The organism is Aeromicrobium yanjiei, from assembly GCF_009649075.1.
Taxonomy (GTDB): domain Bacteria; phylum Actinomycetota; class Actinomycetes; order Propionibacteriales; family Nocardioidaceae; genus Aeromicrobium; species Aeromicrobium yanjiei.
This window is the reverse complement of record NZ_CP045737.1, coordinates 1-25,182: the sequence shown is the minus strand read 5'-3', so window position 1 is coordinate 25,182 and position 25,182 is coordinate 1. Positions and strand designations below refer to the sequence as shown.

The following is a 25,182-nucleotide window of genomic DNA, read 5'->3' as shown; positions in this document are numbered from 1 at the left end:
CCAGCGTAACGGTCGGCCACCAGCACCGAGAGGCCTAGTGGTCGCGGCGGCCCTCGGTGCGCTGACGTGTCACCAGCACCGCAGCCTGGGTGCGGCGTTCGAGCCCCAGCTTGGACAGCAGCTGGGTCACGTAGTTCTTGACGGTCTTCTCGGCCAGGAACATCTCTGCGGCGATCTGCCGGTTGGTCAGGCCCTCACCGATCAGGGTGAGGATCCGGCGCTCCTGCTTGGTCAGTGTGGCCAGCGGGTCCTCGGCCGGACGGCCCTCGCGGATGCGCGTCAGGACCCGCTGCGTCACCGCCGGGTCGAGCAGCGACTGCCCCGACGCGACCCGTCGCACCGCGTCGACGAGGTCGGTGCCCCGCACCTGCTTGAGGACATATCCCGCGGCACCGGCCATGATCGCGGCGAACAGCGCGTCGTCGTCGTCGTACGAGGTCAAGATGATGACCGCGATCTCGGGATCGGCCGATCGGACGTCGCGGCACACGTCGATCCCCGAGCCGTCGGGCAGCCGCGCGTCGAGCACCGCGACGTCGGGCTTGATCGCCGGGATCCGGTCCGCGGCGTCCACGGCCAGTCCCGACTCGCCGACCACCTCGATGTCGTCCTCCTGCTCGAACAGGTCACGCAACCCACGCCGTACGACCTCGTGGTCGTCGAGGAGGAACAGCCGGATGGGTGCCTTGGTCATGATGCGCTCCTCGGTACGGTCCAGGTGATCGTCGTGCCCTTGCCCGGCGCGCCGGCGACCTCGCACCGGCCTCGCAGCAGAGCTGCGCGCACCCGGATGTTGCGGAGGCCGTCGCCGGCCTGACCGTCACTGAAGCCGACCCCGTCGTCGCTGACGGTGAGCTCGATGTCGCGCCCCACGTCAAGGGTGACCTGCACCGTGCCGGCGTCGGCATGACGCACGATGTTGGAGATCGCCTCGCCGAGCACCGCCATCAGGTGCTCACGGACCTCGTCGGTCACGACGCTGTCGACCGGTCCCGTCAGGCGCAGGTCGGGCGTGAAGCCCAACAGCTTGGACGCGTGTCGCAGCGTGTGGTCGATCTCGGCGCGCAGGTCGCTCGTCCCCGTCCCGGGGCTCAGCGCGAAGATCGTGCGGCGGATGTCCTTGATCGTCTCGTCGATGTCGTCGATCGCCGAGGAGAGCCGGTCGATCGCGACCTGGGACGTGACCAGCTTGGCGGTGTTGTCGAGCAGCAGCCCGATGCCGAACATGCGCTGGATCACCAGGTCGTGCAGATCGCGCCCGATGCGGTCGCGATCCTCGAAGACCGCCAAGCGGGCCTGGTCCTCCTGGGCCCGGGCGACCTGCAGCACCAGCGCGGCCTGGTCGGCGAAGCGCTGGGGCACCACGGGGTCCAGCTCGCGCCGCTGGTTGTCGGTGCAGTTGCTCCAGCCGACGACCAGGGCGCCGGTGTCGTCGCCGCTGCGCAGGGGCAGCACCATCAGGGAGCCGAGGTGCGGCCAGCCGGGCGTCTTGTGGGTCTCGTACCGCGGCTCGAGCGCGGTGTCGGGCACCACGACCGTCTCGCGCGACCGCGCCGCCTCGCCGGCGACGCTGTGCCGGGCGTCCACCGGCTCACCGAGGATGCCCTCGTCGGGGGCGCCCGAGACGGCCTCGACCACGAACGTGTCCGCGTCGCGCGGCATGAGCAGCGCGACGAAGTCGGCCGCCGCGACGTCCCGGGCCCGGTCCGCGACCAGCAGCAGGGCCGACGGCCTCGAGATCGGCGACAGCAGGGCCGTCGTGATCTCGGCGGCGGCCTCGAGCCACATCCGCTGACGCCTCCCCTCCTCGTACAGGCGGGCGTTCTCGATCACGACCCCCGCGGCCGAGGCCAGGGCGAGGACGATCTCCTCGTCCTCCTGCGTGAAGCCCGGACCCGACCGCTTGCCGATCAGGTAGAGGTTGCCGAACAGATAGTCCTGGATGCGGATCGGGACGCCGATGAACGCGGTCGGGTCCGTCCCGCCCGCGGCTCCCCGCACGACGCGGCGGTCCGGGTGCTCCAACAGGTCCACGAGCAGCAGTCGCCCCGGGTGCTGGTTGTCGACAACGCCGTCGATGCCGTACGCCGCGAAGGTGCCGATGCGGCGGTCGAGGACGTCCAGGAAGCCGCTCTCGGCATCGACCAGGTCACCGGCCTGTCGCAGGATCCGCTCCAGCAGGCCCTCCAACGACAGATCGGACGACATGGTCGCCACGGCGTCCAGAACGCCTCTCAGACGCTCCGCCGCCACATGTGCACTCCCGGCCATGTCACTCCTCTGGCGACTCAGATTACGGAGGTTTGATCGTCAGGTCTTGGCTTTGGACACCTTCTCGTCCCGCTCGGGACGTCCCCGGCAGCGGCTGCGGAATTGGTTGTCTCCGTCATCAAACTGCAACGTTCGTGATCGCCACAGCCTGTTTCGCCGCGTGTAGCGTGCCGAAAAGGCTCCGTCCCATGATGTGGACTCCCGCTGTCGCCCCGTCGGCGACCGCTTCGACCCAGAGGAGAGCAATGAAGAATTTCCGTCGAGGTACCGCGATCGTCGCGGTGACCGCCATGGCCGGGGTCGCCCTGGCCGCGTGTGGCTCCGGCAAGAGCAGCGATGACTCCAGCTCCGGCAGCGGTGTGCTCGTCGGCACGACCGACAAGGTCGTCTCGATCGATCCGGCCGGCTCGTACGACAACGGGTCGATGACCGTCCAGACGCAGGTCTACCAGTACCTGCTCAACTTCCCCGCCGGCAGCACCGAGCTCACGCCCGACGCCGCGGAGAGCTGTGACTTCGACACCCCCACGACGTACGTCTGCACGATCAAGCCCGGCCTGAAGTTCGCCAACGGCAACGACCTCACCGCCTCCGACGTCGCCTTCTCGTTCAAGCGCGTCGTCGACATCGCCGACCCGAGCGGTCCCTCCTCCCTGCTCGGCGCCATGAAGAGCGTCGAGGCCACGGACGACAAGACCGTGACGTTCACGCTCAACGCAGCGAACGACCAGACGTTCCCGCAGATCCTCGTGACGTCGGCCGGGCCGATCGTCGATGAGGACACCTACCCCGCCGACAAGGTCCTCGACGACGACGCCGCGGTCAAGGCCAACGGCTTCTCCGGTCCGTACACGATCTCCAAGTACAGCAAGAACCAGCTGGCCGAGTTCAAGGTCAACCCCGACTACGCGGGCACCTACGGCAAGCCGAAGACCGAGACGGTCACGATGAAGTACTACGCCAAGCCCGAGAACCTCAAGCTCGACATCAAGAACAAGGACATCGACGTCGCGTTCCGCTCGCTGACGCCGACCGACATCGCGGACCTGGAGAAGGCCGACGGCCTCAACGTGGTCACCGGCGCCGGTGGCGAGCTGCGCTACATCACGTTCAACCTCAAGACGATGCCCGGCGACACCAAGGAGCAGAAGCAGGCGATCCGCCAGGCGATGGCCTCCTCGATCGACCGCGCCGAGCTCGCGTCGCAGGTCTACAAGGACACCTTCACCCCGGCGTACTCGATGGTGCCCGAGGGACAGGTCGGAGCGACCGAGGCGTTCAAGGACGCGTACGGCGATGCGCCCGACAAGGCCGCCGCCACGAAGATCCTCGAGGATGCGGGCGTCAAGACCCCGGTGACGATCAAGCTGCAGTACAACCCGGACCACTACGGCTCCAGCTCGGACCAGGAGTACAACGCGGTCAAGCGTCAGCTCGAGGCCTCGGGCCTGTTCAAGGTCGACCTGCAGTCGACCGAGTGGGTCACGTACTCCGAGGAGTACAACGCCGACGCGTACCCGGTGTTCCAGCTCGGCTGGTTCCCGGACTTCCCGGACGCCGACAACTACCTGTCGCCGTTCCTCGCGCCGTACGACACCGAGAAGAAGAAGAACGGCAACTTCACCAACTCGCACTACAACGACGAGGCGACGGAGTTCGCGGACCCGACGATGACCAAGCTCCTCGACGATGAGCGCACCGACGGTGACAAGGCCTCCCGCGAGGCCACGCTCAAGCAGATCCAGGACCGCCTCGCGACCGAGGTGCCCTATCTGCCGCTGCTGACCGGCTCGCAGGTCGCGGTCGGCGTCGACGGCGTGAAGGGACTCGAGGACACGCTGGACGCGTCCTTCAAGTTCCGGTTCACCTCGCTGTCGAAGTGATCCCGTGAGGAGGGGCGGACCCGACCCGGGTCCGCCCCTTCGCGCGTAGTCCCGAAACGTCCCACCAGAAGAGGAAGACATGGCCACCGCCGAAGTCCTCGCCCCGCTCGACCCGGCCGGCACCGAGCCGCCGGGTCCGCGCCGCGGCATGCTCAGCCCCCTTGCCCGCTACCTGCTCGTCCGCCTCGCGCTCCTGCTGCCGATGGTGTGGGTCCTCGTCACGATGGTCTTCCTGCTCATGCGGGTCATCGGCGACCCGATCCAGGCCGCCCTCGGGGGCCGGCTCACCGCCGAGCAGATCGCCGAGCGCAAGGCCGAGGCCGGCCTCGACCGGCCCATCCTCACCCAGTACTGGGAGTACCTCACGGGGCTGTTCCGTGGTGACTTCGGCACGACCCTGACCGACAACCGCAAGGTCTCGGACATCCTGGTCCAGAACGGCGCCGCGACCCTCGAGCTCGCGTTCTGGTCGCTGCTGGTCGCCTTCGCGATCGGGATCCCGCTGGGCCGGCTGGCAGCGCGCTACCGCGACCGCGTCCCGGACGTGCTGCTGCGACTGTTCTCGATCCTCGTGTACGCCGCGCCGGTCTTCTTCGTGGGCCTGCTGCTCAAGCTGGCCTTTTCGCCGTTCGGCTGGCCGTCCTCGGGACGCGCGAGCATCTCGAACGAGCTGATCCTGCAGGACGTCCACCCCCAGACCAACATCATGATCGTCGACGCCATCTTGTGGGGCGATCCCGCGATCATCGGCGACGTCCTGCAGCACGCCCTGCTGCCGGCGCTCGCCCTCGGCCTGCTGACCGGCGGCGTGTTCCTGCGCCTCGTGCGGGTCAACCTGCTGCAGACGCTGCGGATGGACTACGTCACGGCCGCGCGCGCCCGCGGCATCTCCGAGCGTCGCGTGATGAACAAGCACGCCTTCCGCAACGCCCTGGTGCCGGTCGTGACCGTCATGGGGCTGCAGATCGCCCTGCTGCTGGGCGGCGCGATCCTGACCGAGACCACGTTCGAGTGGAAGGGTCTGGGCTATCAGCTGTCGGAGTACCTCATCAAGCGCGACTTCCTCGCGGTGCAGGGCATCGTCACGCTCATCGCGCTGATCGTGGGCGCCGTGAGCTTCTTCATCGACGTCATCGTCGCGTTCGTCGACCCGAGGGTGAGGTTCTGATGTCGAGCCGTACTGTGAGGCCGAGCCGGTTCGTCCCCGCCGTCGTCCGCCAGTCCCACGGGCTGCAGCGGTTCATGCTCCTGCTGGGCTTCGGCCTCGTGGGCCTGTTCATCTTCGTGGCGATCTTCGCCCCGTGGCTCGCTCCGTACGACTTCAACGCCGACCGGTCCGGTGGCGTCGTCTTCGGGACCCAGCAGCCGCCGTCCGCCGACCACTGGTTCGGCACGACCGTCGGCGGCACGGACGTGCTGTCGCGGGTGATCTACGGTGCCCGCACCGCCGTCGAGGTCATCCTCCTGGCCGTCATCCTGTCCGGACTGATCGGCGTCCCGCTCGGTCTCGTCTCGGGCTATCTCGGCGGCTGGCTCGACCGCGCGCTGGTCCTGGTCATGGACGCGCTGTACGCATTCCCCTCGCTGCTGCTCGCGATCGTCGTGTCGATCGTCGTCTCGGGCGGCAGCAGCGGAGCGCTCGGCGGCATCCTCGCCGCGGCGCTGTCGATCACGGTGGTGTTCGTCCCCCAGTACTACCGGGTGATCCGCAACGCGACCCTGTCGGTGAAGGCCGAGCCGTACGTCGACGCGGCCAAGGTCGTGGGCGTCCGCACGCCGCGCATCCTGCGCAAGCACATCTTCTCCAACGTCTCGTCGTCGCTGCCGGTCATCGGCACCCTCAACGCGTCCGAGGCGATCCTCACGCTCGCGGGTCTCGGCTTCCTCGGCTTCGGCATCGAGCCGTCCGCCGCGGCCGAGTGGGGCTATGACCTCAACAAGGCCCTGCCGGACGCCTCGTCGGGCATCTGGTGGACCGGTGTGTTCCCGGGTGTCGCGATCGTGCTGATCGTGCTCGGCGCGACGCTCGTCGGTGAGAGCCTCAACGACATCCTCAACCCGCTGCTGCGCACCCGCAGCGGCGACACGACCGAGGCCGACGAGGCCGAGCTCGCGCACGAGTACGAGGAGATCACCAGCGGATCGGACGACACGACCGGGACCGCGCTCAACGGGTCGGCACTGAACGGCACGGCACTGAACGGGGAGGCGCTCAACGGGGAGAAGAAGGTCGCGGCGCTGTCGCTGACCGATCTCGCAGTCACGTTCCGCACCGACGCCGGCCAGGTCAAGGCCGTGAACGGCATCAGCTTCGACGTCGCCCCCGGCGAGGTCGTGGCGGTCGTGGGCGAGTCGGGCTCCGGCAAGTCGGTCAGCTCGCGCGCGGTGCTCGGCCTGCTCCCGTCCACCGCCGAGGTGTCCGGCTCGGCGCGCCTCGGCAGCCGTGAGCTGCTGGGGATGCGCGCAGGCGACCTGCGACCCATCCGGGGCGACCAGGTCTCGATGGTGTTCCAGGAGCCGTCGACCGCGCTCAACCCGGTGTACTCGGTCGGCTGGCAGATCATCGAGGGCCTGCAGGCCCACCAGAAGATCTCCAAGAAGGCCGCCCGGGCCCGCGCGATCGAGCTTCTCGAGCTGGTCGGGATGCCCGATCCGCGGGAGCGGGTCGACTACTACCCCCACCAGCTCTCGGGCGGACAGAAGCAGCGCGTGGTCATCGCGATGGCGATCGCGTGCGATCCCGACGTGATCATCGCCGACGAGCCGACGACCGCGCTCGACGTGACCGTGCAGGCCGCGATCCTCGAGCTGCTGCTCTCGCTGCGTGACCGCCTCGGCACCGCGATCGTCCTCATCACCCACAACATGGGAGTCGTCGCCGACATGGCCGACCGCGTCGTGGTGATGTATCGCGGCAACATCGTCGAGCAGGCGCCGTCCCGCCAGCTGTTCGCCTCGCCCCGGCACCCCTACACGCGAGCGTTGCTCGACGCGGTGCCGCACCTGGGGCGCGAGGACGGCCCCGGCCTTGTCGACGACAACGAGGTGGTGCTCAGGATCGACGACCTCGTCGTGGAGTTCCCGGGCAGCTTCGGCCGGCCCGCGTTCCGCGCGGTCGACCACGTGTCGCTCGAGGTCCGCAAGGGTGAGGTGCTGGGCCTGGTGGGCGAGTCCGGCTCGGGCAAGTCGACGGTCGGGCGTACGACCGTGGGCCTGCAGCAGCCGACCAGCGGCACGATCCATGTGTCGGGCAACCAGGTCTCTGGACGCAGCGACCGCGCCCTGCGTCCGCTGAGGTCGCGCTTCGGGTTCGTCTTCCAGGACCCGGCCGCCTCGCTGAACCCGCGGATGTCGATCGGTCAGTGCATCGCGGAGCCGCTGCACGTCCAGACCGAGATGAGCCAGGCCGAGATCGACGCGAAGGTCCGCTCGTTGCTCGACAGCGTCGAGCTCGGCGGCTCGTACGCCGAGCGCTTCCCGCACGAGCTGTCCGGCGGCCAGCGCCAGCGCGTCAGCCTGGCGCGGGCCCTCGCGCTCGATCCTGACCTGCTCATCGCGGACGAGCCGACCTCGGCGCTGGACGTGTCGGTGCAGGCCCGGGTGCTCGAGCTGTTCACCGAGCTGCAGCACCGTCTGCAGTTCGCGTGCCTGTTCATCAGCCATGACCTGGCGGTCGTCGACACGCTCGCCAACCGGGTCGCGGTGATGCAGCACGGGCGCCTCGTCGAGATGGGCCCGCGCGAGGAGGTGCTGGGTCGTCCGCAGGAGGAGTACACCCGCCGCCTGATCGCGGCCGTGCCCGTCCCCGATCCCGACGAGCAGGCCCGACGCCGGGCCGAGCGCGGCCGGCTGCTGACCGACATCAGCTGACCCCGTCCCCACCCCACCCAGATCTGCGGACCTCTGCACGTTCTTCTGCCCGAAAACGGTGCAGAAGCCCGCAGATCTGGGCTGGTGTGGTTTCGGGACGCGTGCACACTGGGGAGGGTGAACCTGTTCAACTCGGTCCGGCTCCGCGTCGGCGACACGATCTTCGCCCGCATCGCGGGGGACGAGGGTCCCGCGCGACGCGATCGCATCCACTTCTCGCAGGGGCCGCGGCGATTCGCCTCCGACTCCGCGATCCAGCGGGTCCACAGCGACGCATCCATGTTCACCGGCGGCATGAGGGCCCTGCTGCTGCAGTCGCTGCACCCGCTCGCGATGGCTGCGGTGGACCAGCACTCGGGCTATCGCGGCGACCCGTGGGGGCGGCTGCAGCGCACCAGCACGTTCCTGGCCGAGACGACGTTCGGCACGATCGAGGACGCCGATCGGGCCGTCGCGATCGTCCGGTCGGTCCACGACCGGATCACCGGCACCGCACCCGACGGCCGCCCGTACGCCGCCTCGGACCCTCACCTGATCCGGTGGGTGCACGTCGCCGAGGTCGACAGCTTCCTGCGGGCCCACGACCGGTACGGCGCGCAGCCCCTCGACGCGGCCGGCCGCGATGAGTACGTCGCCGAGACCGCCCACGTCGCGCGGGCGCTGGGTGCCGTGGACGTGCCCGAGACCGTCGCCGAGCTCGACGAGCTCATGCGCGCGTACCGGCCCGAGCTCAAGGGCACGCCCGCGGCCCGCCGGGCCGCCCGGTTCATCCTGGTGCACCCACCTGTGCCGCTCGCGCTCCGCGCACCGTACGGGATGCTGTCCGCCGCCGCCGTCGCAATGATGCCGGTGTGGACGCGTCTCCCGCTGCGGCTGCCCTATCTGCCGATCGTCGAGGCGACCGCGGTGCGGACCAGCGGCATCGCCATCACGACGGGCATCCGCTGGGCAATGGGCGCCGGCGCACCGCCTGCTGGCGACTGACGGTCAGCAGGAGGCGGAACGTCTCGATGTCCGCATCCGGCAACGCGCCGAGCACCGTGCGCTCGATCTGCACCATCCTGCTCGACGCATCGGTGAGCACGCGCCGGCCCGTCGCCGTCACGACCACCTGGCGGGCCCGGCGGTCCGCGGGGTCCGGCCGGCGCTCGACCATGCCGGCCTTCTCCAGGTCGTCCACGAGATAGGTCATCACGGTGCGGTCGATGCCCAGCCGCTGGGCGATCGTCGCCTGGTTGACGTCCGCTCCCTCGGCGGAGACCGCCATCACCTGGAGCCCGCGCGGACCGCCGGGCAGGTCCTCGAGGACGTATGGGGTCTCGACCGCGATGTCATCGAGACCGAGCTGACGCTCGCCGAGGTGACCCCCCAGATGGCCGAGCTGCGCGAGCCGCCCGGGAGCAGCTCGAGGAGTCGCACGAGACGGCCCGCACGAGCGGTCGTTCGGTCACCCTAAAGCTCCGATCGGCGGCTTGACCCGCACGACTGCTGTGTCAGCGGTGGCGATCGGGGTACGACGAGGTCCCAGACCCCTTGAGAGACCAGGAGTGATCCACGGTGAAGAAGCTGACCCTGATCGCCGCCGCCGCGGCTGGCTACGTCCTCGGCACCCGCGCCGGACGTGAGCGTTACGAGCAGATCAAGACCCAGGCCACCAACGTGTGGAACAACCCCAAGGTCCAGGACGTGATGGACGACGTCCAGACCCAGGCCAAGCACGCCGGATCCGAAGCCGGCAGCAAGGTCGCCTCGACCGCGAGCGACGTGGCCTCCAAGGTCACCGACAAGGTCGCGGACAAGACCTCCGGCTCGAACGGCCAGCCTCCCGTCGACGACACCTCGACGGCACCCCTTGGCGGCAACCCCTCGTGAGTGAGGAGCGCACGCCGACTGGCGAGGCCTCGACCGGGCAGCTGCTCGTGCAGGCCACCGAGGACATCTCGCAGCTGATCCGCGACGAGATGCAGCTCGCGAAGCAGGACCTTGCCGAGAGCGGCAAGCGCCTCGGAGTCGGCGCAGGCCTGTTCGGCGTCGCGGGGACGCTGGCCCTGTACGGCGTCGGCACCCTCCTCGCCACGATCATCCTCGCGATCTCGGAGGGCCTCGAGCCCTGGATCGCGGCGGCCATCGTGACGGTCGTGCTCTTCGTCGCTGCTGCTGTCGCCGGGCTCATCGGCAAGGCACGCGTGAGCAAGGTCGGCGACGCACCGCAGGCCCGCGTCGAGAGCGTCAAGGCCGACATCGCCACGGCAACCCACGGCACGGACGGGAGCACATCATGACCTCAGAGCTCGAGACCGAGATCGCCGAGACGCGCGAGCACCTCGGCGAGACCGTCGACGCGCTGGCCGCGAAGCTCGACGTCAAGTCACGCGCCAAGGAGGCAGACAAGACCCCGCTCGTGGCCGCTGCCGTGGCGGTGGGCGGAGCCGTCCTGGCCTACCTCATCTGGCCCCGCAAGGCCTGACCTGTCAGGAACCGCGGGTGATCCACTCCTGCAGGTGAGGTGCCTCGTCGCCGATCGTGGTGTCGTCACCGTGCCCGGTGTGCACGACGGTCTCGTCGGGCAGCGGCAGGAGGCGATCGCGGATGGACTCGATGATCGTCGGGAAGTCCGAGTAGGAACGACCGGTCGCACCGGGACCGCCCTTGAACAGCGTGTCGCCGGTGAAGACCGCGCCGAGATCGGGCGCGTAGAGGCACGTGCTGCCGGGTGAATGTCCAGGGGTAGGGATCGCGCGAAGCGTCGTCCCCGCAACCTCGAAGGTCGCGCCGCTGTGGAGCTCCTGGTCTGGGGGCGAGTCGTGCTCGGCGTCCCACAGCATCCGGTCGGCCGGGGGGAACCAGACCTGGGCCCCGGTCGCCCGGCCGAGCTCGACCGCTGCGTTGATGTGGTCGTTGTGGCCGTGGGTCAGGACGATCGCCACGACCGTACGGCCGTCGATCGCGTCGAGGATCGCCGCGGCGTCGTGCGGGGCGTCGATGACCAGCACCTCGGCGTCGTCGCCGACCAGCCACACGTTGTTGTCGACGTCCCAGCTCCCGCCGTCGAGGCAGAACTGGCCCGAGGTGACGACCTTCTGGATCCGTGCGCTCACAGCTGCACCACCGATCGCAGGACGGTGCCCTCGTGCATCTTGGCGAACGCGGCCTCGACGTCGTCGATGCCGATCGTCTCGGTGACGAACGCGTCGAGGTCGAGTCGTCCCTGCTGGTACAGGTCGACCAGCATCGGGAAGTCGCGCGAGGGCAGGCAGTCGCCGTACCAGCTCGACTTCAGCGATCCGCCGCGACCGAACACGTCGAGCAGCGGGAGCTCGAGCTGCATCTCGGGGGTCGGCACGCCGACGAGCACCACGGTGCCGGCCAGGTCGCGTCCGTAGAAGGCCTGCTTCCAGGTCTCGGGGCGACCGACCGCATCGATCACGACGTCGGCGCCGTGGCCGTCGGTCAGCGCCTGGATGGCCTCGACGACGTCGCCCGCACCGGCGTTGATCGTGTGCGTCGCGCCCAGGCCCTTGGCCCACTCCAGCTTGCGGTCGTCGAGGTCGATCGCGATGATCTTGGCCGCGTTCGCCAGACGGGCGCCGGCGACGGCTGCGCTGCCGACCCCTCCACACCCGATGACCGCGACGGAGTCGCCGCGCTGCACGTTGCCGGTGTTGATCGCCGCGCCGAGACCCGCCATGACGCCGCAGCCCAGGAGGCCCACGGCCGCGGGTGACGCGCTCGGGTCCACCTTGGTGCACTGGCCTGCCGCGACGAGCGTCTTGTCCGCGAACGCGCCGATGCCGAGGGCCGGCGACAGCTCCGTGCCGTCCTCGAGGGTCATCTTCTGCTTCGCGTTGTGGGTGTCGAAGCAGTACCAGGGCCGACCGCGCAGGCACGCCCGGCAGCTGCCACACACGGCCCGCCAGTTGAGCACCACGAAGTCGCCCGGTGCGACGTCCGTGACGCCCTCACCGACGGCCTCCACGACACCCGCGGCCTCGTGGCCGAGCAGGAACGGGAACTCGTCGTTGATGCCGCCCTCGCGGTAGTGCAGATCGGTGTGGCAGACGCCGCACGCGGAGATGTCCACGACCGCCTCGCCGGGCCCGGGGTCGGGGATCACGATGTTCTCGACGGTGACGGGTGCGCCCTTGCTGCGGGCGACGACTCCTCGGACGGTCTGGGGCATGCGGTGCTCCTCGTGCGTTGCGGCGGTCAGCCCACGCTATCTGTCCGGCGGTTGCGCCACCACCGCAGGCTCACCCCCCAGCGCGCTCCACGCGGCGCCTGTGGGCGTTCGGAGCCTCCGGACGTACGGACGGGCTCCCGGCGGGCGATCAGGGGCTCAGGAGCGATCCCTGGTGGCCTGCTCCGCACAGGTGGTCGGCACGCGGCCGAGGAGGTGCCTTCAGGACGCCGTGCGGGGACTGTTTTTGTCATCTGACCTGCGGAAACACATCGATGTAATTATCCACAGGTGTGTACACACATGTGCGTAACCGCGGGGTCGCGAAGGACGCTGTGGACAACCGGCGTCGCCTCGGTGGGGCGGTGGATTCTCCATTGAATCGGGCCGATCTTGCGGTCTTTCGGTGGCAGGACCACCGTGGGGCTTGGGACGCCCGAACAACGACAAAGGGCCCCGGCCAACCCAAGAATGGGTTGGCCGGGGCCCTTGTCTGTGGTGGAGCCGAGGGGACTCGAACCCCTAACCCCCTGCTTGCAAAGCAGGTGCGCTACCAATTGCGCCACGGCCCCTTGCGGGGTCAGACCTTGTCGGTCCCCGCCGACCATGTGTCGGCCGGGGCCTGCTTCTTCGTCTTGCCGAGGGCCCAGAAGACTCCAGCAACCGCGAGCCCGAGGGCCACGATCCTCTTCATGCATTCCTCCTCGTTGAGTGGGCGTACCAGGACTTGAACCTGGGACCTCTTCCTTATCAGGGAAGCGCTCTAACCAAGCTGAGCTATACGCCCGCAACAGCGATGAACTCTACCCCACCGCTTCGCACCGGCCCACACGGGGTCGGCAGTTCCTACTTCTCCTCGGAGAACGTCACCTCGACGCCGCCCATGAGCTGCGCTGCGAGGTTGTACAAATGCGCTCCGATGGTGGCCAGGATCGTCATGAGCACGACGTTGAGCGCCGACAGCACCAGGGTGAGGCCGACGAAACGACCGAAGCCGAAGTAGTCCTTGACGTCGAAGCTCGAGCTGTCGTCGCTCAGCACCGTCGTCAACGAGTCGTTGATCTGGTCCCAGACGCCGACGAAGTTCAGGACGACCCAGAAGATCATCGAGGCCACGACGGCCACGATCATCAGCGCGACCGAGATCGCGAACGCGAGACGCGTCACCGACCACGGCTCGACGTGGGTCAGCCGGAGGCTGGCGCGGCGGCCCGTGCCGCCCGCAGGTGCGGGCGACGCCTTGATCTGGGGCGCACGGGACTTCTTGTCCTTGGCCGGGGCCGGGGCCGCAGCGGAGCCGCCACCGGGTGCGTCCTTGACCGCGGGGATCACCGCGGTCGTGGCCGGCGACGGCTTGGTGGTCCGGGCGTAGTCGGCTGCCGTCAACGTACGACCCTGGGGTCCTCCGGCCGGCGGCGCGTCGGCGACCTTGCCCGTCACGGAATCGTCCTTGGCGGACGTCGCCGGCGAGACGACGTCGCGGGGACGGCCCTTGTCGGTCTGTCCGCCGGGCGGCGGGGTCACCTTGTTCTTGGCGGGAGCCTTCTTGGCAGCAGGCTTGGAACCCTGCGCTGCCGGGGTCTTGCCGGCCGCAGGTTTCGCGATCCGCGGGATCGCCTGGGTGGGGGCAGCGTCACCGGCGGCGGAGCCGGGCACGGCGGAGCCCGATGCGGGGCTGGTGCCTTTTGATTCGTCCGTCACTGGTCCTGATCCTCGTCGGTCGACGTCACCTCGGTCACGGCCTCGTCCTGGAGCACCTCGTGGTTGCGCGCAATGGTCACGACACGATCATCCCCCTTGAACTTCACGAAGCTCACACCCATCGTGCCACGGCCAGTCGGATTGACGCCGGATACGAGGCTCCGCGTCACCTGACCACTGGCTGTCACGGAGATCACATCGTCCGTGTCGACCAGCACCAAGCCTCCGACCAGCTCGCCGCGGTTCTCGGTGATCTGCATGGCCTTGATGCCCAGTCCACCACGTCCCTGCAAACGGTACTGGTCGATCGGCGTCTTCTTGGCATATCCGCCGTCGGTCACGGTGAACACGTAGAGGTCCTCCGCCTCGGGCACCTCGACCTGCTCCAGCGCGTCGGCGGAGCGGCGGATCACCGACAGCGACAGCAGCGAGTCGTCGCCACGGAACTTCATGCCCGTGACGCCGGACGTCGCCCTGCCCATGGGTCGCAGCTGCTCGTCGTCCGCCCGGAAGCGGATGGCCTGGGCCTTGCGTGAGATCAGCAGCAGGTCGTCGTCGGGGGTGACCAGCTCGGCGCCGATCAGCTCGTCGTCGTCGTCGCGGAAGTTGATCGCGATGACGCCGGACTGACGCGGGCTGTTGTAGTCCTCGAGGCGGGTCTTCTTGACCAGGCCCTTCTTGGTCGCCAGGACCAGGTAGGGCGCCTGCTCGTAGTCGCGGATCGCCAGCACCTGGGCGATCTGCTCGTCCGGCTGGAACGACAGGAGCCCGGCGACGTGGCCGCCCTTCGCATCTCGCCCGGCCTCGGGCAGCTGGTAGGCCTTGGCCCGGTAGACGCGTCCGGCCGTCGTGAAGAACAAGATCCAGTGGTGGCTGGTCGTCGCGAACATGTGGTCGACCATGTCGTCGCCGCGCAGCGCTGCGCCGCGCACTCCCTTGCCACCGCGGTTCTGGACGCGGTAGAGCTCGGTCTTGGTGCGCTTGGCGTACCCGCCCCGGGTGATCGTGACCACGACCTCCTCGTCGGGGATCAGGTCCTCCATCGACAGGTCGCCGTCGGCCGGGACGATCGGGGAGCGCCGGTCGTCGCCGTACTTCTCCGCGATCTCCGCGAGCTCGTCGGACACGATCTGGCGCTGGCGCTCGGGCCTGGCCAGGATGTCCTGGTAGTCGGCGATCTCGAGCTCGAGCTTGGCGAGGTCGTCCATGATCTTCTGCCGCTCGAGGGCCGCGAGGCGGCGCAGCTGCATCTCCAGGATCGCGTCGGCCTGCAGCTCGTCGATGTCCAGCAGCTCGATCAGCCCGGTGCGGGCCTCGGCGACCGTCGGGCTGCGGCGGATCAGCGCGATCACGTCGTCGAGCGCGTCGAGTGCCTTGGCCAGGCCGCGGTAGATGTGCGCCTTGGCCTCTGCCTCGTCCAGGAGGTACTGGGTCCGCCGCTGGATGACCTCGATCTGGTGGGTGATCCAGTTGCTGATGAATCCGTCGAGCGTCAGCGTGCGCGGCACGTCGTCGACGATCGCGAGCATGTTGGCGCTGAAGTTGGACTGCAGCTCGGTGTGCTTGTAGAGGTTGTTGAGCACGACCCGCGCGACCGCGTCACGACGGAGCTTGACGACCAGGCGGCGGCCGACCCGTGAGGACGACTCGTCGTTCACGTCGGCGATGCCCTGGACACGTCCGCTGATGGCCAGGTCGGCGATCTTCTCGGCGAGGTTGTCGGGGTTGACCTGGTAGGGCAGCTCCTTGATGACCAGGCTCAGGCCGCCCTTGGGATCCTCCTCGATGTCGACGATGCCGCGCATCTGGATCGAGCCGCGACCCGTGCGGTACATGTTGTCGATGCCCTGCGTGCCGACGATGAGCCCGTTGGTCGGGAAGTCGGGGCCCTTGATGCGCTCCATCAGCGCCTCGAGGAGCTCCTCCTGCGACGCATGGGGGTTGGCCAGCGCCCACTGCGCGCCCTCGGCGACCTCGCGGAGGTTGTGCGGCGGGATGTTGGTCGCCATGCCGACCGCGATGCCGGCCGATCCGTTGACCAGCAGGTTGGGGAAGCGCGCCGGCAGGACCGTGGGCTCCTGCGAGCGGCCGTCGTAGTTGGGGCGGAAGTCGACGGTGTTCTTGTCGATGTCGCGCACCATCTCCATCGCGATGGGAGCCAGCTTGCACTCGGTGTAGCGCATCGCGGCCGCACCGTCGTTGCCCGGCGAGCCGAAGTTGCCCTGACCCGCGATCATCGGCGCGCGCATGACCCACGGCTGGGCCAGGCGGACGAGGGTGTCGTAGATCGCGGTGTCACCGTGCGGGTGGTACTGACCCATCACGTCACCCACGATGCGGCTGCACTTGGAGAAGCCGCGATCAGGGCGGTAGCCGCCGTCGTACATCGCGTAGAGCACGCGACGGTGCACGGGTTTGAGGCCGTCGCGCACGTCGGGCAGGGCTCGCGACACGATCACGCTCATGGCGTAGTCGATGTAGGAGCGCTGCATCTCGACCTGCAGCTCGACGCGCTCGATCCGGTCGTGCTCGGGCGGGGTGGTGTCAGTCATCTGTGTGTCCTGTCAGGTCAGATGTCGAGGAAGCGGACGTCTTTGGCGTTCTGCTGGATGAACGTGCGCCGCTGCTCGACGTCCTCGCCCATGAGGATCGTGAACATCTCGTCCGCGACCGCTCCGTCCTCGAGGGTCACCTGCCGCAGCACGCGCTGGGCCGGGTCCATCGTGGTGTCCCAGAGCTCGGAGTCGTTCATCTCGCCGAGGCCCTTGTAGCGCTGGACCGGTGCCTCCTTGGGGAGCCGGTGGCCGGCCTCCTTGCCCGCCGCCAGCAGGCCGTCGCGCTCGGCGTCGGAGTAGGCCAGCTCGTGCGGAGCGTTGGTCCACTTGATCTTGTACAGCGGCGGCATCGCGAGGTACACGTGGCCGGCGTCGATCAGCGGCTTCATGAAGCGGAACAGCAGCGTCAGCAGCAGCGTCGAGATGTGCTGGCCGTCGACGTCGGCATCGGCCATCAGCACGATCTTGTGATAGCGCAGCTTGGCGATGTCGAAGTCCTCGTGGACGCCCGTGCCGAGCGCCGAGATGATCGCCTGGACCTCGGCGTTCTGCAGGATCTTGTCGATGCGCGCCTTCTCGACGTTGAGGATCTTGCCTCGCAGCGGCAGGATCGCCTGCGCGTACGGATCGCGGCCGCCCTTGGCCGAGCCGCCGGCCGAGTTGCCCTCCACGATGAAGATCTCGCACTCCTCGGGATTGCGCGACTGGCAGTCGGCCAGCTTGCCCGGGAGGCCACCGCCGCCCATGAGGCCCTTGCGGTTGCGGGCGAGGTCGCGTGCCTTGCGGGCCGCCATCCGGGCGGTCGCGGCGTCGATCGACTTGCGGACGATCGTCTTGCCCTCCGCAGGGTTCTGCTCGAACCACGCGCCGAGCTCCTCGTTGAGGACCGACTGCACGAACGACTTGGCCTCGCTGTTGCCGAGCTTGGTCTTGGTCTGACCCTCGAACTGCGGCTCCTCGAGCTTGATCGAGATGATCGCCGTGAGCCCTTCGCGGATGTCCTCGCCCGAGAGGTTGTCGCTGGCCTTCTTGATCAGGCCCTGCGCCGTCGCGAACTTGTTGACCGTCGCGGTCAGCGCCGAACGGAAGCCCTCCTCGTGGGTGCCGCCCTCGTGCGTGTTGATCGTGTTGGCGAACGAGTGCACGGACTCCACGAAGCTGTCGTTCCACTGCATCGCGATCTCGAGCGAGAGTCCCTTGGACTCGTCCTCGGACTCGATCGAGATGACGTCCTTGTGGATCGGCGCCTTGCTGCCGACGTTGATGTGGTCGACGTAGTCGACCAGGCCCTTGTCGAAGCGGAAGCGCGCGTCGCGGGGACGGTCCTCGCCCTTGGGCCCCTCGGCCTCGTCGGTGTCGGGACGGTCGTCACGAAGGACGAGCTCGAGCCCTTTGTTGAGGAACGCCATCTCGCGGAAGCGCTTCTCCAGCGTCGCATAGCTGTAGTCGACGGTCTCGAAGATGTCGGCGCTGGCATAGAACGTCGTGGTGGTGCCGGTCTCGTCGGTCGCCTCGTGCCGCTCCAGCGGCCCGTCGGGCGCGCCGTACGTGAAGGACTGCGTCCAGCGGTAGCCGTCGCGCTTCACCTCGACATATAGCTTTGTCGACAAAGCGTTGACCACGGACACACCGACGCCGTGGAGTCCGCCGGAGACCTTGTATCCGCCGCCGCCGAACTTTCCGCCTGCGTGCAGCGAGGTGAGGACCAGCGTCACGGCCGGGATCTTCTCGGTGGGGTGCTCGTCGACCGGGATGCCGCGGCCGTCGTCCTCGACCCGGATGCCACCGTCGGCCTGCATCACGACGCGGATGTGGGTCGCGTACCCGGCGAGTGCCTCGTCCACCGAGTTGTCCACGACCTCGTAGACGAGGTGGTGGAGTCCGCGCTCCCCGGTGGACCCGATGTACATGCCCGGCCGCTTGCGTACCGCGTCCAGACCTTCGAGGACCTGGATGTTGCTGGCGTCGTACGAGGCTGCAGGATCTGGAGTTTGGCTCACTGCACCAGTATACGGGGCATGTCGTGCGTCTCACGGCTTGCCCACAGTTCTGGGACGGCGAGTCGCGCTGCTGCGGTGCCCCTGAGAGGCACAGAACGGCGGCTTTGACGAAACGTCAGGGGCGGCTCCAAGATCCTGTAGGGCATCAGGTCCCCGAAACGGTTCTGTGCCCGTTCACGGAAGCCGCCGTGACCAACCTTTTCATTCCATCGTGCATCGTAGGGGGATGACCACCTTGTCGACGGGCCGCGACACCGCGCGCACAGCAGCCGTCACAGCACTCGCCGGCGCGGCATCGCTCGTCGCGCTGGTGGTCGTGGCCCTGCACTCCGCACGGGGACAGGGGTGGGACGACTCCGCGATGGACACGGTGGTCGGCGGCCGGGACGCACAGCTCACGGTGCTGAGCGTGCTGGGCTACGTGTCGATCGGCGCGATCGTGATCGTGGTCGTGGGCTGCGCACTGGTCGCGCTGCTGCGCGGCAGGGCGACCCTCGCCCTGGCCGCAGTCGTCGTGATCGCCGGCTCGAACGTCACGACCCAGGTCCTCAAGCACACGATCCTCGACCGCCCCGATCTCGGCCTCGGCACGCTCAACAGCCTGCCGAGCGGGCACACCACCGTCGTCGCGAGCTCGGTCGGGGCCGCGCTGCTGGTCGCGCCGCGCCTCACCCGTCCGTTCCTCGCCGCGGCGGGCGGCTTCGCCACCACGCTGACCGGCGCCTCGACCGTCGTTGCGGGCTGGCACCGGCCGGCCGACGTCCTCGCGGCCCTCGCGGTGAGCCTGACCTGGACCGCCGCGGTCGCCTTCTTCGTCCACGGCCCCGCCCGCTCGGTCGCCGGGACGTTCATCGGCGCGGTCATCGGGTGCGCAGGAGCGTTGGCGTTCCTCGTCGCGGTGGGTGTGCGCCCGGTCATGGGCTGGGACGGCTTCATCCAGGCAAGCCTGGTGCTCGGCGCGGTCACCGCCGCGACAGTGGTGTTCGTCCTGGCGGCGTCCGCGGTCTCCCCGGCCGAGTGAGACGTCCTCAGCCGTAGGTGTCGCGTGGCCCGCGCGCACCGCGGATCGAGCGCGGCCCCTTCTTCCACGACGGGGCCTGCGGACCGCGGACCTCGATGCGCAGCACCGTGCCGTCGCCGAGGTCCTCGTTGAGCTTGGCCACGATGCGCGGGGCGAGCAGCTTCAGCTGGGTCGCCCACGCGGTCGAGCTGGCCCGTACGTGCACGATCGCATCGTCATAGCCCTCGATCTGGGCGTGCTGCGCCACCTCGGGTCCCACGATGCGCGCCCAGTCGGTGAAGATGCGCTGGTCCTCGAGCTTGTCGGTCCAGCCCTGGTTCTGCACGACCTGACCCATCAGGTCCGCGATGGTCGACGGATCCTCGTTCTTGCCGCGGGACGGCTTGACCGGCCGCGAGCGGCGGCGCGGACCGGAAGCACCCGGGACGCCCTTGCCCTGGTACGACCGGGCGATCTGGCGCGCAAGGTCGAGCGCATCGTCGTTCTCACTCACGGACGACCTCACCTCCTGCCACACGGAACCGATGGCCCCGCAGCGCCTCGGGCACGTCGTCCGCGACGGCGGCGGTGACCAGCACCTGCTCCGCGTCGCCCACCAGCTCGGCCAGCTGCTGCCGGCGTCCCTGGTCGAGCTCGGCGAAGACGTCGTCGAGGATCAGCACGGGATCGTCATCATCGTCCCTCAGCAGCTCGAACGACGCCAGCTTGAGTGCCAGGGCGTACGACCACGACTCGCCGTGGCTCGCATAGCCCTTCGCGGGCAGCTCCCCGATCGTCAGGACGACCTCGTCCCGGTGCGGTCCGACCAGGCTGATCCCGCGGTCGAGCTCGTCGCCTCGCCGCCTGGCGATCTCCTCGAGCAGGCGCTGCTCGATGGCCTGCTGATCACGCAGGTCCGGGTCGAGATCGACCGACGGCCGGTAGATCGCCGTGACGTCGCGCCGGTCCGCGGCCGACTCAGCGGCGACCCGCCGGTACGCGTCGCTGAGGTGCGGTGCGAGGGCATCGAGGAGCAGCAGCCGGGACGCCACGAGCTCGGCGCCCGTGCGCGCGAGGTTCTCGTCCCAGATGTCGAGGGTCGCGATCTCGACGTTGCGCCGGCCACGGGCCGACTTCAGCAACGTGTTGCGCTGCTTGAGCACCCGCTCGTAGTCGGCCTTGACCCCCGCGAGCCTTGGGGTCCGCAGCACCAGGAGAGAGTCCAGGAACCGGCGGCGGTCGGAAGGATCGCCCTTGACCAGCGCGAGGTCCTCGGGCGAGAAGATCACCGTGCGGAGCACGCCGACCAGATCCCGCGTGCGCGGCAACGCTCCGCGGTTGATGCGGGCCCGGTTGGCTCGACCGGGCGTGATCTCGAGCTCGAGCAGCGCGGTCCGATCACCCTTGACGACGTCGGCACGGACGATCGCCTGCTCGGCGCCCGCGCGGACGAGCGGACCGTCGCCGGACACCCGGTGCGAGTCCAGCCGCGAAAGGTAGTCGATCGCCTCGACCAGATTGGTCTTGCCCTGGCCGTTGGAGCCGATGAACGCCGTCGCCCCGGGCTCCAGCACGATCTCGATCTCGGCGTACGACCGGAAGTCGTGGAGGGCCAGACGGGTGACGTGCACGCCTAGACGGGGTCCGAGGGATCGGCCGCAGCCGCGTCGATCCCCTTCTCCTCGGCAGCACGCACGGCGTGGCCGCCGAACTGCTGGCGCATCGCCGCGACCGCCTGCATCGCGGGCGACTCGTCCTGGCGCGAGGTGAAGCGGGCGAACAGCGACGCGGCGATCGTGTGCATCGGGACGGCGTTGTCGATCGCCGCCTCGACGGTCCAGCGGCCCTCGCCGGAGTCCTCGGCGTAGCCACGCACCTTGGACAGTCCCGGATCGTCCTCGAGCGCGATGACGAGCAGGTCGAGCAGCCACGAACGGACGACCGTGCCCTCGCGCCACGAGTCGAAGACCGCGGTGACGTTGTCGACCATGTCGACCTTCTCGAGCAGCTCATAGCCCTCGGCGTACGCCTGCATCATGGCGTACTCGATGCCGTTGTGGACCATCTTGGAGAAGTGACCTGCGCCGACACGTCCCGCGTGGACGAAGCCGGACTCGCCCTCGGGCTTGAGCGCGTCGAACGCGGGCTGCACCTTGGCGATGTCGTCGGCGGTACCGCCGGCCATCAACGCGTAGCCGTTGTCGAGTCCCCAGACGCCACCGCTCACGCCGCAGTCGACGTAGCCGATGCCCTTCTCGGCCGCGAGCGCAGCGTGCTTCTCATCATCGGTCCAACGGGAGTTGCCGCCGTCGACGATGACGTCGCCCTCGCCGAGCAGCTCGATGAGCTCCTCGACGGTCGAACGGGTGATGTCGCCTGCGGGCACCATGACCCACACGACCTTGGGGGACGGAAGCTGCTCCACGAGCTCGGACAGCGAGCCCACGTCGCTGATGTCCGGGTTGCGGTCGTAGCCGACGACGGTGATGCCGCCGTTGCGCATGCGCGTACGCATGTTGCCGCCCATCTTGCCCAGTCCCACGAGTCCGATGTCCATGGCGTGCTCCCTCTGCCGGTGATGCGGTCGCGTCAGCTCTGCAGCCGGACGGGCATGATCAGGTAGCGGAACGCGACGTCGGGGTCGGCCCCGATCTCCTGGACTCCCGAGATCGCTGCAGGCTTGGTGTGCTGCGTGAAGGACAGGTGCACGACCGGATCGGACATGACCGCCAGTCCCTCGAGCAGGTAGGTGGGGTTGAAGCCGATCGAGATGTCTGCTCCGTTGATCGTGGCCTCGATCGACTCCGAGGCCTGCGCCTCGTCGCCGCTGCCCGCCTCGAGCAGCAGCTGCCCGTCCGAGAAGGTCAGCCGGACGGGGGTGTTGCGCTCGGCGACGAGCGCCACGCGCTTGACCGAGTCGACGAAGGCCTGGGTCTGGACGTACGCGACCGTCTCGGCAGCTGCCTGGAACAGCTGGCGGACACGGGGGAAGTCGCCCTCGAGCAGGCGCGTCGTGGTGCGGCGCGTGCCGTTGCCGACGACTCCCTCGAAGCCGATGAGGCCGTCACCGGACTCGCCCGAGGACACCGCGATCGTCACGTCGCCGCCGCCGGTGAGCGACCGGGCGGTCTCGTTGAGCACCCGCGCGGGGACGAGGGCGTTGGCCGACAGGTCGCTGGCCTCGGGGTACCACTGCAGATCACGCAGGCTCGCGCGGAAGCGGTCGGTCGCCATGAGCGAGATCGTCGAGCCCTCGAGCTCGAGGCGTACGCCGGTCAGCAGCGGGAGCATCTCGTCGCGTCCGGCTGCTGCGCTCGCCTGGGCGACGGCGGTGGAGAAGTCCTCGGACTTGACCGTGCCGGTGGCGGTGGGCATCTCGGGGAGCTGGGGATACTCCTCGACCGGCATGGTCTGCAGGCTGAAACGGGCACTGCCGCACACGACCTGGACCTTGGTGCCCTCGAGCGAGATGTCGACCGGCTTGGCCGGCAGCGACTTCACGATCTCCGCGAGGAGTCGGCCCGACACCAGGGCGCGGCCGTCAGCACTGACCTCGGCCGGGAGCGTCGCGCGCGTGGACGTCTCGTAGTCAAATCCGGAGAGGGTCAGTCCGTCCGCGGCCGTCTCGACCAGGAGGCCGGCGAGGACCGGGACGCTCGGCCGGTTGGGCAGGCTGCGCGCTGTCCAGGCGACAGCGTCGGCGAGGGTGTCGCGCTCGATGCGGAACTTCACGTGTTGGTGCCTTTCCGGGGACGGGAGCCGTCGTGTTGCATCCTGCCACGGCACGAGGGCGATGAGACATTCAGGGGAAGAGCCGGATCGGTCGTCCACACACAGGGCTCGACGTGACTTCCGCTGGAGTTGTCGAAGTATAGAAGAGTAGTAGTCGTAGTAGCGTCTGTGGACTCGGTGGACAACGCTGATCCGCGCTGCGACGCCGGGACGACGGCCGGTGGACAACATGTGCGGCCGGCGACGGTGAAACTACAAGAACCTGTGGATGTCGGCCGGGCGTTCACAACGTGTTCACACCGAGACGTGTGATGTCCACGTGACTCGTGGGGTTTCCCACAGGCCCATCCCCAGGTGTGAATGATCATGATTGGCGTGCCTGCTGCTTGATGCGGGCGGTGAGCTCGGTGACCTGGTTGTAGACGGCGTGCTTCTCGGCCATGAGCTTGCGGATCTTGCGATCCGCGTGCATCACGGTGGTGTGATCGCGGTTGCCGAACTCCTGGCCGATCTTGGGCAGCGACATGTCGGTGAGCTCACGGCACAGGTACATCGCGATCTGGCGGGCGAGGACGAGGTTGCGGCTGCGGTTGGTGCTGCACAGGTCGTCGATCGAGAACTCGGAGTAGGCCGCGGTCTGCGCCATGATCATGCCCGCGGTGATGTCGGGCTCCTCACCCTCGGCGATGAGGTCCTTCAGCACGATCTGCGCGAGCTGCAGGTCGACGGTGGTGCCGTTGAGGTTGGCGAACGCCGTGGCGCGGATCAGTGCGCCCTCGAGCTCACGGATGTTGGTCTGCACCTTGCTGGCGATGAACTCGAGCACGTCCGCCGGCGCCGTGAGCTTCTCGTTCGCGGCCTTCTTGCGAAGGATCGCGATACGGGTTTCCAGGTCGGGGGGCTGCACGTCGGTCGTCAGGCCCCACTCGAAGCGGTTGCGGAGGCGGTCCTCGAGGGTCGTCAGGTTCTTGGGCGGGCGGTCCGACGTCATCACGATCTGCTTGTTCTCGTTGTGCAGGGCGTTGAACGTGTGGAAGAACTCGGTCTGCGTCGACTCCTTGCCCTCCAGGAACTGGATGTCGTCGACCAGCAGGACGTCGATCTCGCGATATTTGCGCTTGAGCGCCGCGGTGCGGTTCTCGCGGATCGCGTTGATGACGTCGTTGGTGAACTCCTCGCTGTTGACGTAGCGCACACGCGAGGAGGGATAGAGATTGAGGACGTAGTGACCGATCGCGTGGAGCAGGTGGGTCTTGCCCAGTCCGGACTCGCCGTGGATGACGAGCGGGTTGTACGCCTTGCCGGGGGCCTCGGCGACCGCGACGGCCGCAGCGTGGGCGAACCGGTTGGACGACCCGATCACGAAGTTCTCGAACAGGTAGCGGGGGTTGAGCCGTGCCTCGGCGACGGTGCCGATCCGGGGCGGGCTCGTCTTGCGCTCGGCCCAGCTCGGGACGAACTCGTCGCTGTCGTCGTCCTCGTCGTCGTCGGGCTCCGCCTCCTGACCGTAGGAGGCTTCCCGGCGGTACGGGTCGGTCGCGTACGTCACCGGTCCCTTTGTCGACATGTCGTCTTGTTGATGAAGCGACTCGGACAGTCCGGGCTCGATCGTGACGACGAGGCGGGTCTCCTGTTGCAGCGCCATGCTGATCGCGTGCTCGAGTGCGGGGCGCACGCGCGACTCGAGCTGTGCCCGGGTCAGGTCGTCCTGCACCGCGACGATGAGGATGTTGTTGTGCAGCGTGAGCGGCTTGGCCGAGTAGACCCAGACCTTCGCCCCCGGGGAGAGGGTGTCGACCGCCCGCTGCCAGATCTCCGCGAGATGTTGCTCTGCGCTGGCTCCCAGGCCGTCGTTCATCCAATGCCTCCCGACACGTCCACATGCTTTTCCACAATGTGTGAATGCGGAGCCGAGGATATCGGCTGCATCTGTGGAAAACTCGATACCGCCGTGACGCTAGCAGCCGGTGCCATGGCCGTACAAGCGAAATTC

Annotated in this window: 21 protein-coding genes and 2 tRNA genes; 8 read left to right on the top strand and 15 right to left on the bottom strand. The window is 68.6% G+C overall.

From position 1 onward, the window contains the following. Positions 1 to 34: 34 nt before the first annotated feature. Together GEV26_RS00345 and GEV26_RS00340 are read right to left on the bottom strand one after the other, a co-directional pair. Positions 35 to 694, bottom strand: a complete 660-nt coding sequence (locus GEV26_RS00345) for a response regulator (RefSeq protein ID WP_153651222.1) — start codon at positions 692 to 694, stop codon at positions 35 to 37. Then, positions 691 to 2,208, bottom strand: a complete 1,518-nt coding sequence (locus GEV26_RS00340; protein ID WP_243839062.1) for a sensor histidine kinase — start codon at positions 2,206 to 2,208, stop codon at positions 691 to 693. The genes GEV26_RS00345 and GEV26_RS00340 overlap by 4 nt, the downstream gene beginning before the upstream one ends. A 308-nt stretch (positions 2,209 to 2,516) precedes the next feature. Here GEV26_RS00340 and GEV26_RS00335 point away from each other — a divergent pair, with 308 nt between their 5' ends. From GEV26_RS00335 to GEV26_RS00320, 4 genes are all read left to right on the top strand, one after another. Next, on the top strand, positions 2,517 to 4,154 hold the full coding sequence (locus GEV26_RS00335; protein ID WP_153651220.1) for an ABC transporter substrate-binding protein: 1,638 nt from the start codon (positions 2,517 to 2,519) through the stop codon (positions 4,152 to 4,154). Between the two features lie 79 nt (positions 4,155 to 4,233). Further along, positions 4,234 to 5,322, top strand: a complete 1,089-nt coding sequence (locus tag GEV26_RS00330; protein ID WP_228764903.1) for an ABC transporter permease — start codon at positions 4,234 to 4,236, stop codon at positions 5,320 to 5,322. Then, positions 5,322 to 8,024: an ABC transporter ATP-binding protein/permease gene (locus tag GEV26_RS18010; protein ID WP_153651219.1), complete on the top strand. Its 2,703-nt coding sequence runs from the start codon at positions 5,322 to 5,324 to the stop codon at positions 8,022 to 8,024. The genes GEV26_RS00330 and GEV26_RS18010 overlap by 1 nt, the downstream gene beginning before the upstream one ends. A gap of 117 nt (positions 8,025 to 8,141) precedes the next feature. Then, positions 8,142 to 9,008, top strand: a complete 867-nt coding sequence (locus tag GEV26_RS00320) for an oxygenase MpaB family protein (RefSeq protein WP_153651218.1) — start codon at positions 8,142 to 8,144, stop codon at positions 9,006 to 9,008. Here the strand turns inward: GEV26_RS00320 and GEV26_RS00315 are convergent. Further along, complete coding sequence (locus GEV26_RS00315; RefSeq protein ID WP_153651217.1) at positions 8,953 to 9,291, bottom strand: MarR family winged helix-turn-helix transcriptional regulator; 339 nt, start codon at positions 9,289 to 9,291, stop codon at positions 8,953 to 8,955. The two genes, GEV26_RS00320 and GEV26_RS00315, sit on opposite strands and share 56 nt — an antisense overlap. Positions 9,292 to 9,581: 290 nt before the next feature. On the opposite strand from GEV26_RS00315, the gene GEV26_RS00310 reads away from it, so the two are divergent. From GEV26_RS00310 to GEV26_RS00300, 3 genes are read left to right on the top strand one after another with little or no spacing between them, the layout of a single operon-like run. Further along, positions 9,582 to 9,896, top strand: coding sequence for a YtxH domain-containing protein (locus tag GEV26_RS00310; protein WP_153651216.1), 315 nt, complete (start codon positions 9,582 to 9,584; stop codon positions 9,894 to 9,896). Further along, positions 9,893 to 10,306, top strand: coding sequence for a phage holin family protein (locus GEV26_RS00305; protein ID WP_153651215.1), 414 nt, complete (start codon positions 9,893 to 9,895; stop codon positions 10,304 to 10,306). The genes GEV26_RS00310 and GEV26_RS00305 overlap by 4 nt, the downstream gene beginning before the upstream one ends. Beyond that, positions 10,303 to 10,491: a DUF3618 domain-containing protein gene (locus GEV26_RS00300; RefSeq protein ID WP_153651214.1), complete on the top strand. Its 189-nt coding sequence runs from the start codon at positions 10,303 to 10,305 to the stop codon at positions 10,489 to 10,491. The genes GEV26_RS00305 and GEV26_RS00300 overlap by 4 nt, the downstream gene beginning before the upstream one ends. Positions 10,492 to 10,495: 4 nt before the next feature. Here GEV26_RS00300 and GEV26_RS00295 read toward each other — a convergent pair whose 3' ends face one another. The 7 genes from GEV26_RS00295 to gyrB all read right to left on the bottom strand — a co-directional run bounded on the left by GEV26_RS00295 (position 10,496) and on the right by gyrB (position 18,457). Then, positions 10,496 to 11,122, bottom strand: coding sequence for an MBL fold metallo-hydrolase (locus GEV26_RS00295; RefSeq protein ID WP_153651213.1), 627 nt, complete (start codon positions 11,120 to 11,122; stop codon positions 10,496 to 10,498). Beyond that, on the bottom strand, positions 11,119 to 12,204 hold the full coding sequence (locus GEV26_RS00290; RefSeq protein WP_153651212.1) for an S-(hydroxymethyl)mycothiol dehydrogenase: 1,086 nt from the start codon (positions 12,202 to 12,204) through the stop codon (positions 11,119 to 11,121). Before GEV26_RS00290 ends, GEV26_RS00295 begins: the two co-directional genes overlap by 4 nt. Before the next feature lie 493 nt (positions 12,205 to 12,697). Then, positions 12,698 to 12,773: transfer RNA gene (locus GEV26_RS00285), tRNA-Ala, on the bottom strand. 140 nt (positions 12,774 to 12,913) lie between these two features. Next, a tRNA-Ile gene (locus GEV26_RS00280) sits at positions 12,914 to 12,988 on the bottom strand. A 59-nt stretch (positions 12,989 to 13,047) separates the two neighbouring features. Next, on the bottom strand, positions 13,048 to 13,902 hold the full coding sequence (locus GEV26_RS00275; RefSeq protein ID WP_243838829.1) for a DUF3566 domain-containing protein: 855 nt from the start codon (positions 13,900 to 13,902) through the stop codon (positions 13,048 to 13,050). Further along, a complete protein-coding gene (gene gyrA / locus GEV26_RS00270; protein ID WP_153651211.1) occupies positions 13,899 to 16,454 on the bottom strand; it encodes a DNA gyrase subunit A in 2,556 nt (851 codons plus the stop codon). Before gyrA ends, GEV26_RS00275 begins: the two co-directional genes overlap by 4 nt. Before the next feature lie 17 nt (positions 16,455 to 16,471). After that, positions 16,472 to 18,457, bottom strand: coding sequence for a DNA topoisomerase (ATP-hydrolyzing) subunit B (gene gyrB / locus GEV26_RS00265; RefSeq protein ID WP_153651210.1), 1,986 nt, complete (start codon positions 18,455 to 18,457; stop codon positions 16,472 to 16,474). A 226-nt stretch (positions 18,458 to 18,683) separates the two neighbouring features. On the opposite strand from gyrB, the gene GEV26_RS00260 reads away from it, so the two are divergent. Continuing rightward, entirely contained in the window at positions 18,684 to 19,478 is a 795-nt protein-coding gene (locus tag GEV26_RS00260) for a phosphatase PAP2 family protein (protein ID WP_153651209.1), read from the top strand. A 7-nt stretch (positions 19,479 to 19,485) separates the two neighbouring features. Here GEV26_RS00260 and GEV26_RS00255 read toward each other — a convergent pair whose 3' ends face one another. From GEV26_RS00255 to dnaA, 5 genes are all read right to left on the bottom strand, one after another. Continuing rightward, positions 19,486 to 19,971, bottom strand: coding sequence for a DciA family protein (locus tag GEV26_RS00255; protein ID WP_243838828.1), 486 nt, complete (start codon positions 19,969 to 19,971; stop codon positions 19,486 to 19,488). Then, positions 19,964 to 21,088 carry a DNA replication/repair protein RecF gene (recF, locus tag GEV26_RS00250; protein ID WP_153651208.1) on the bottom strand — a complete coding sequence of 375 codons (1,125 nt, stop codon included), beginning with the start codon at positions 21,086 to 21,088 and terminating at the stop codon, positions 19,964 to 19,966. The genes GEV26_RS00255 and recF overlap by 8 nt, the downstream gene beginning before the upstream one ends. 2 nt (positions 21,089 to 21,090) lie before the next feature. Beyond that, positions 21,091 to 22,014 (bottom strand): phosphogluconate dehydrogenase (NAD(+)-dependent, decarboxylating), encoded by a 924-nt coding sequence (gnd, locus tag GEV26_RS00245; RefSeq protein ID WP_153651207.1) that lies wholly within the window; start codon positions 22,012 to 22,014, stop codon positions 21,091 to 21,093. Positions 22,015 to 22,046: 32 nt separating this feature from the next. Then, positions 22,047 to 23,189 (bottom strand): DNA polymerase III subunit beta, encoded by a 1,143-nt coding sequence (gene dnaN, locus GEV26_RS00240; RefSeq protein WP_153651206.1) that lies wholly within the window; start codon positions 23,187 to 23,189, stop codon positions 22,047 to 22,049. A 364-nt stretch (positions 23,190 to 23,553) separates the two neighbouring features. Further along, positions 23,554 to 25,047, bottom strand: a complete 1,494-nt coding sequence (gene dnaA / locus GEV26_RS00235) for a chromosomal replication initiator protein DnaA (protein ID WP_153651205.1) — start codon at positions 25,045 to 25,047, stop codon at positions 23,554 to 23,556. Between the last annotated feature and the right edge of the window lie 135 nt (positions 25,048 to 25,182).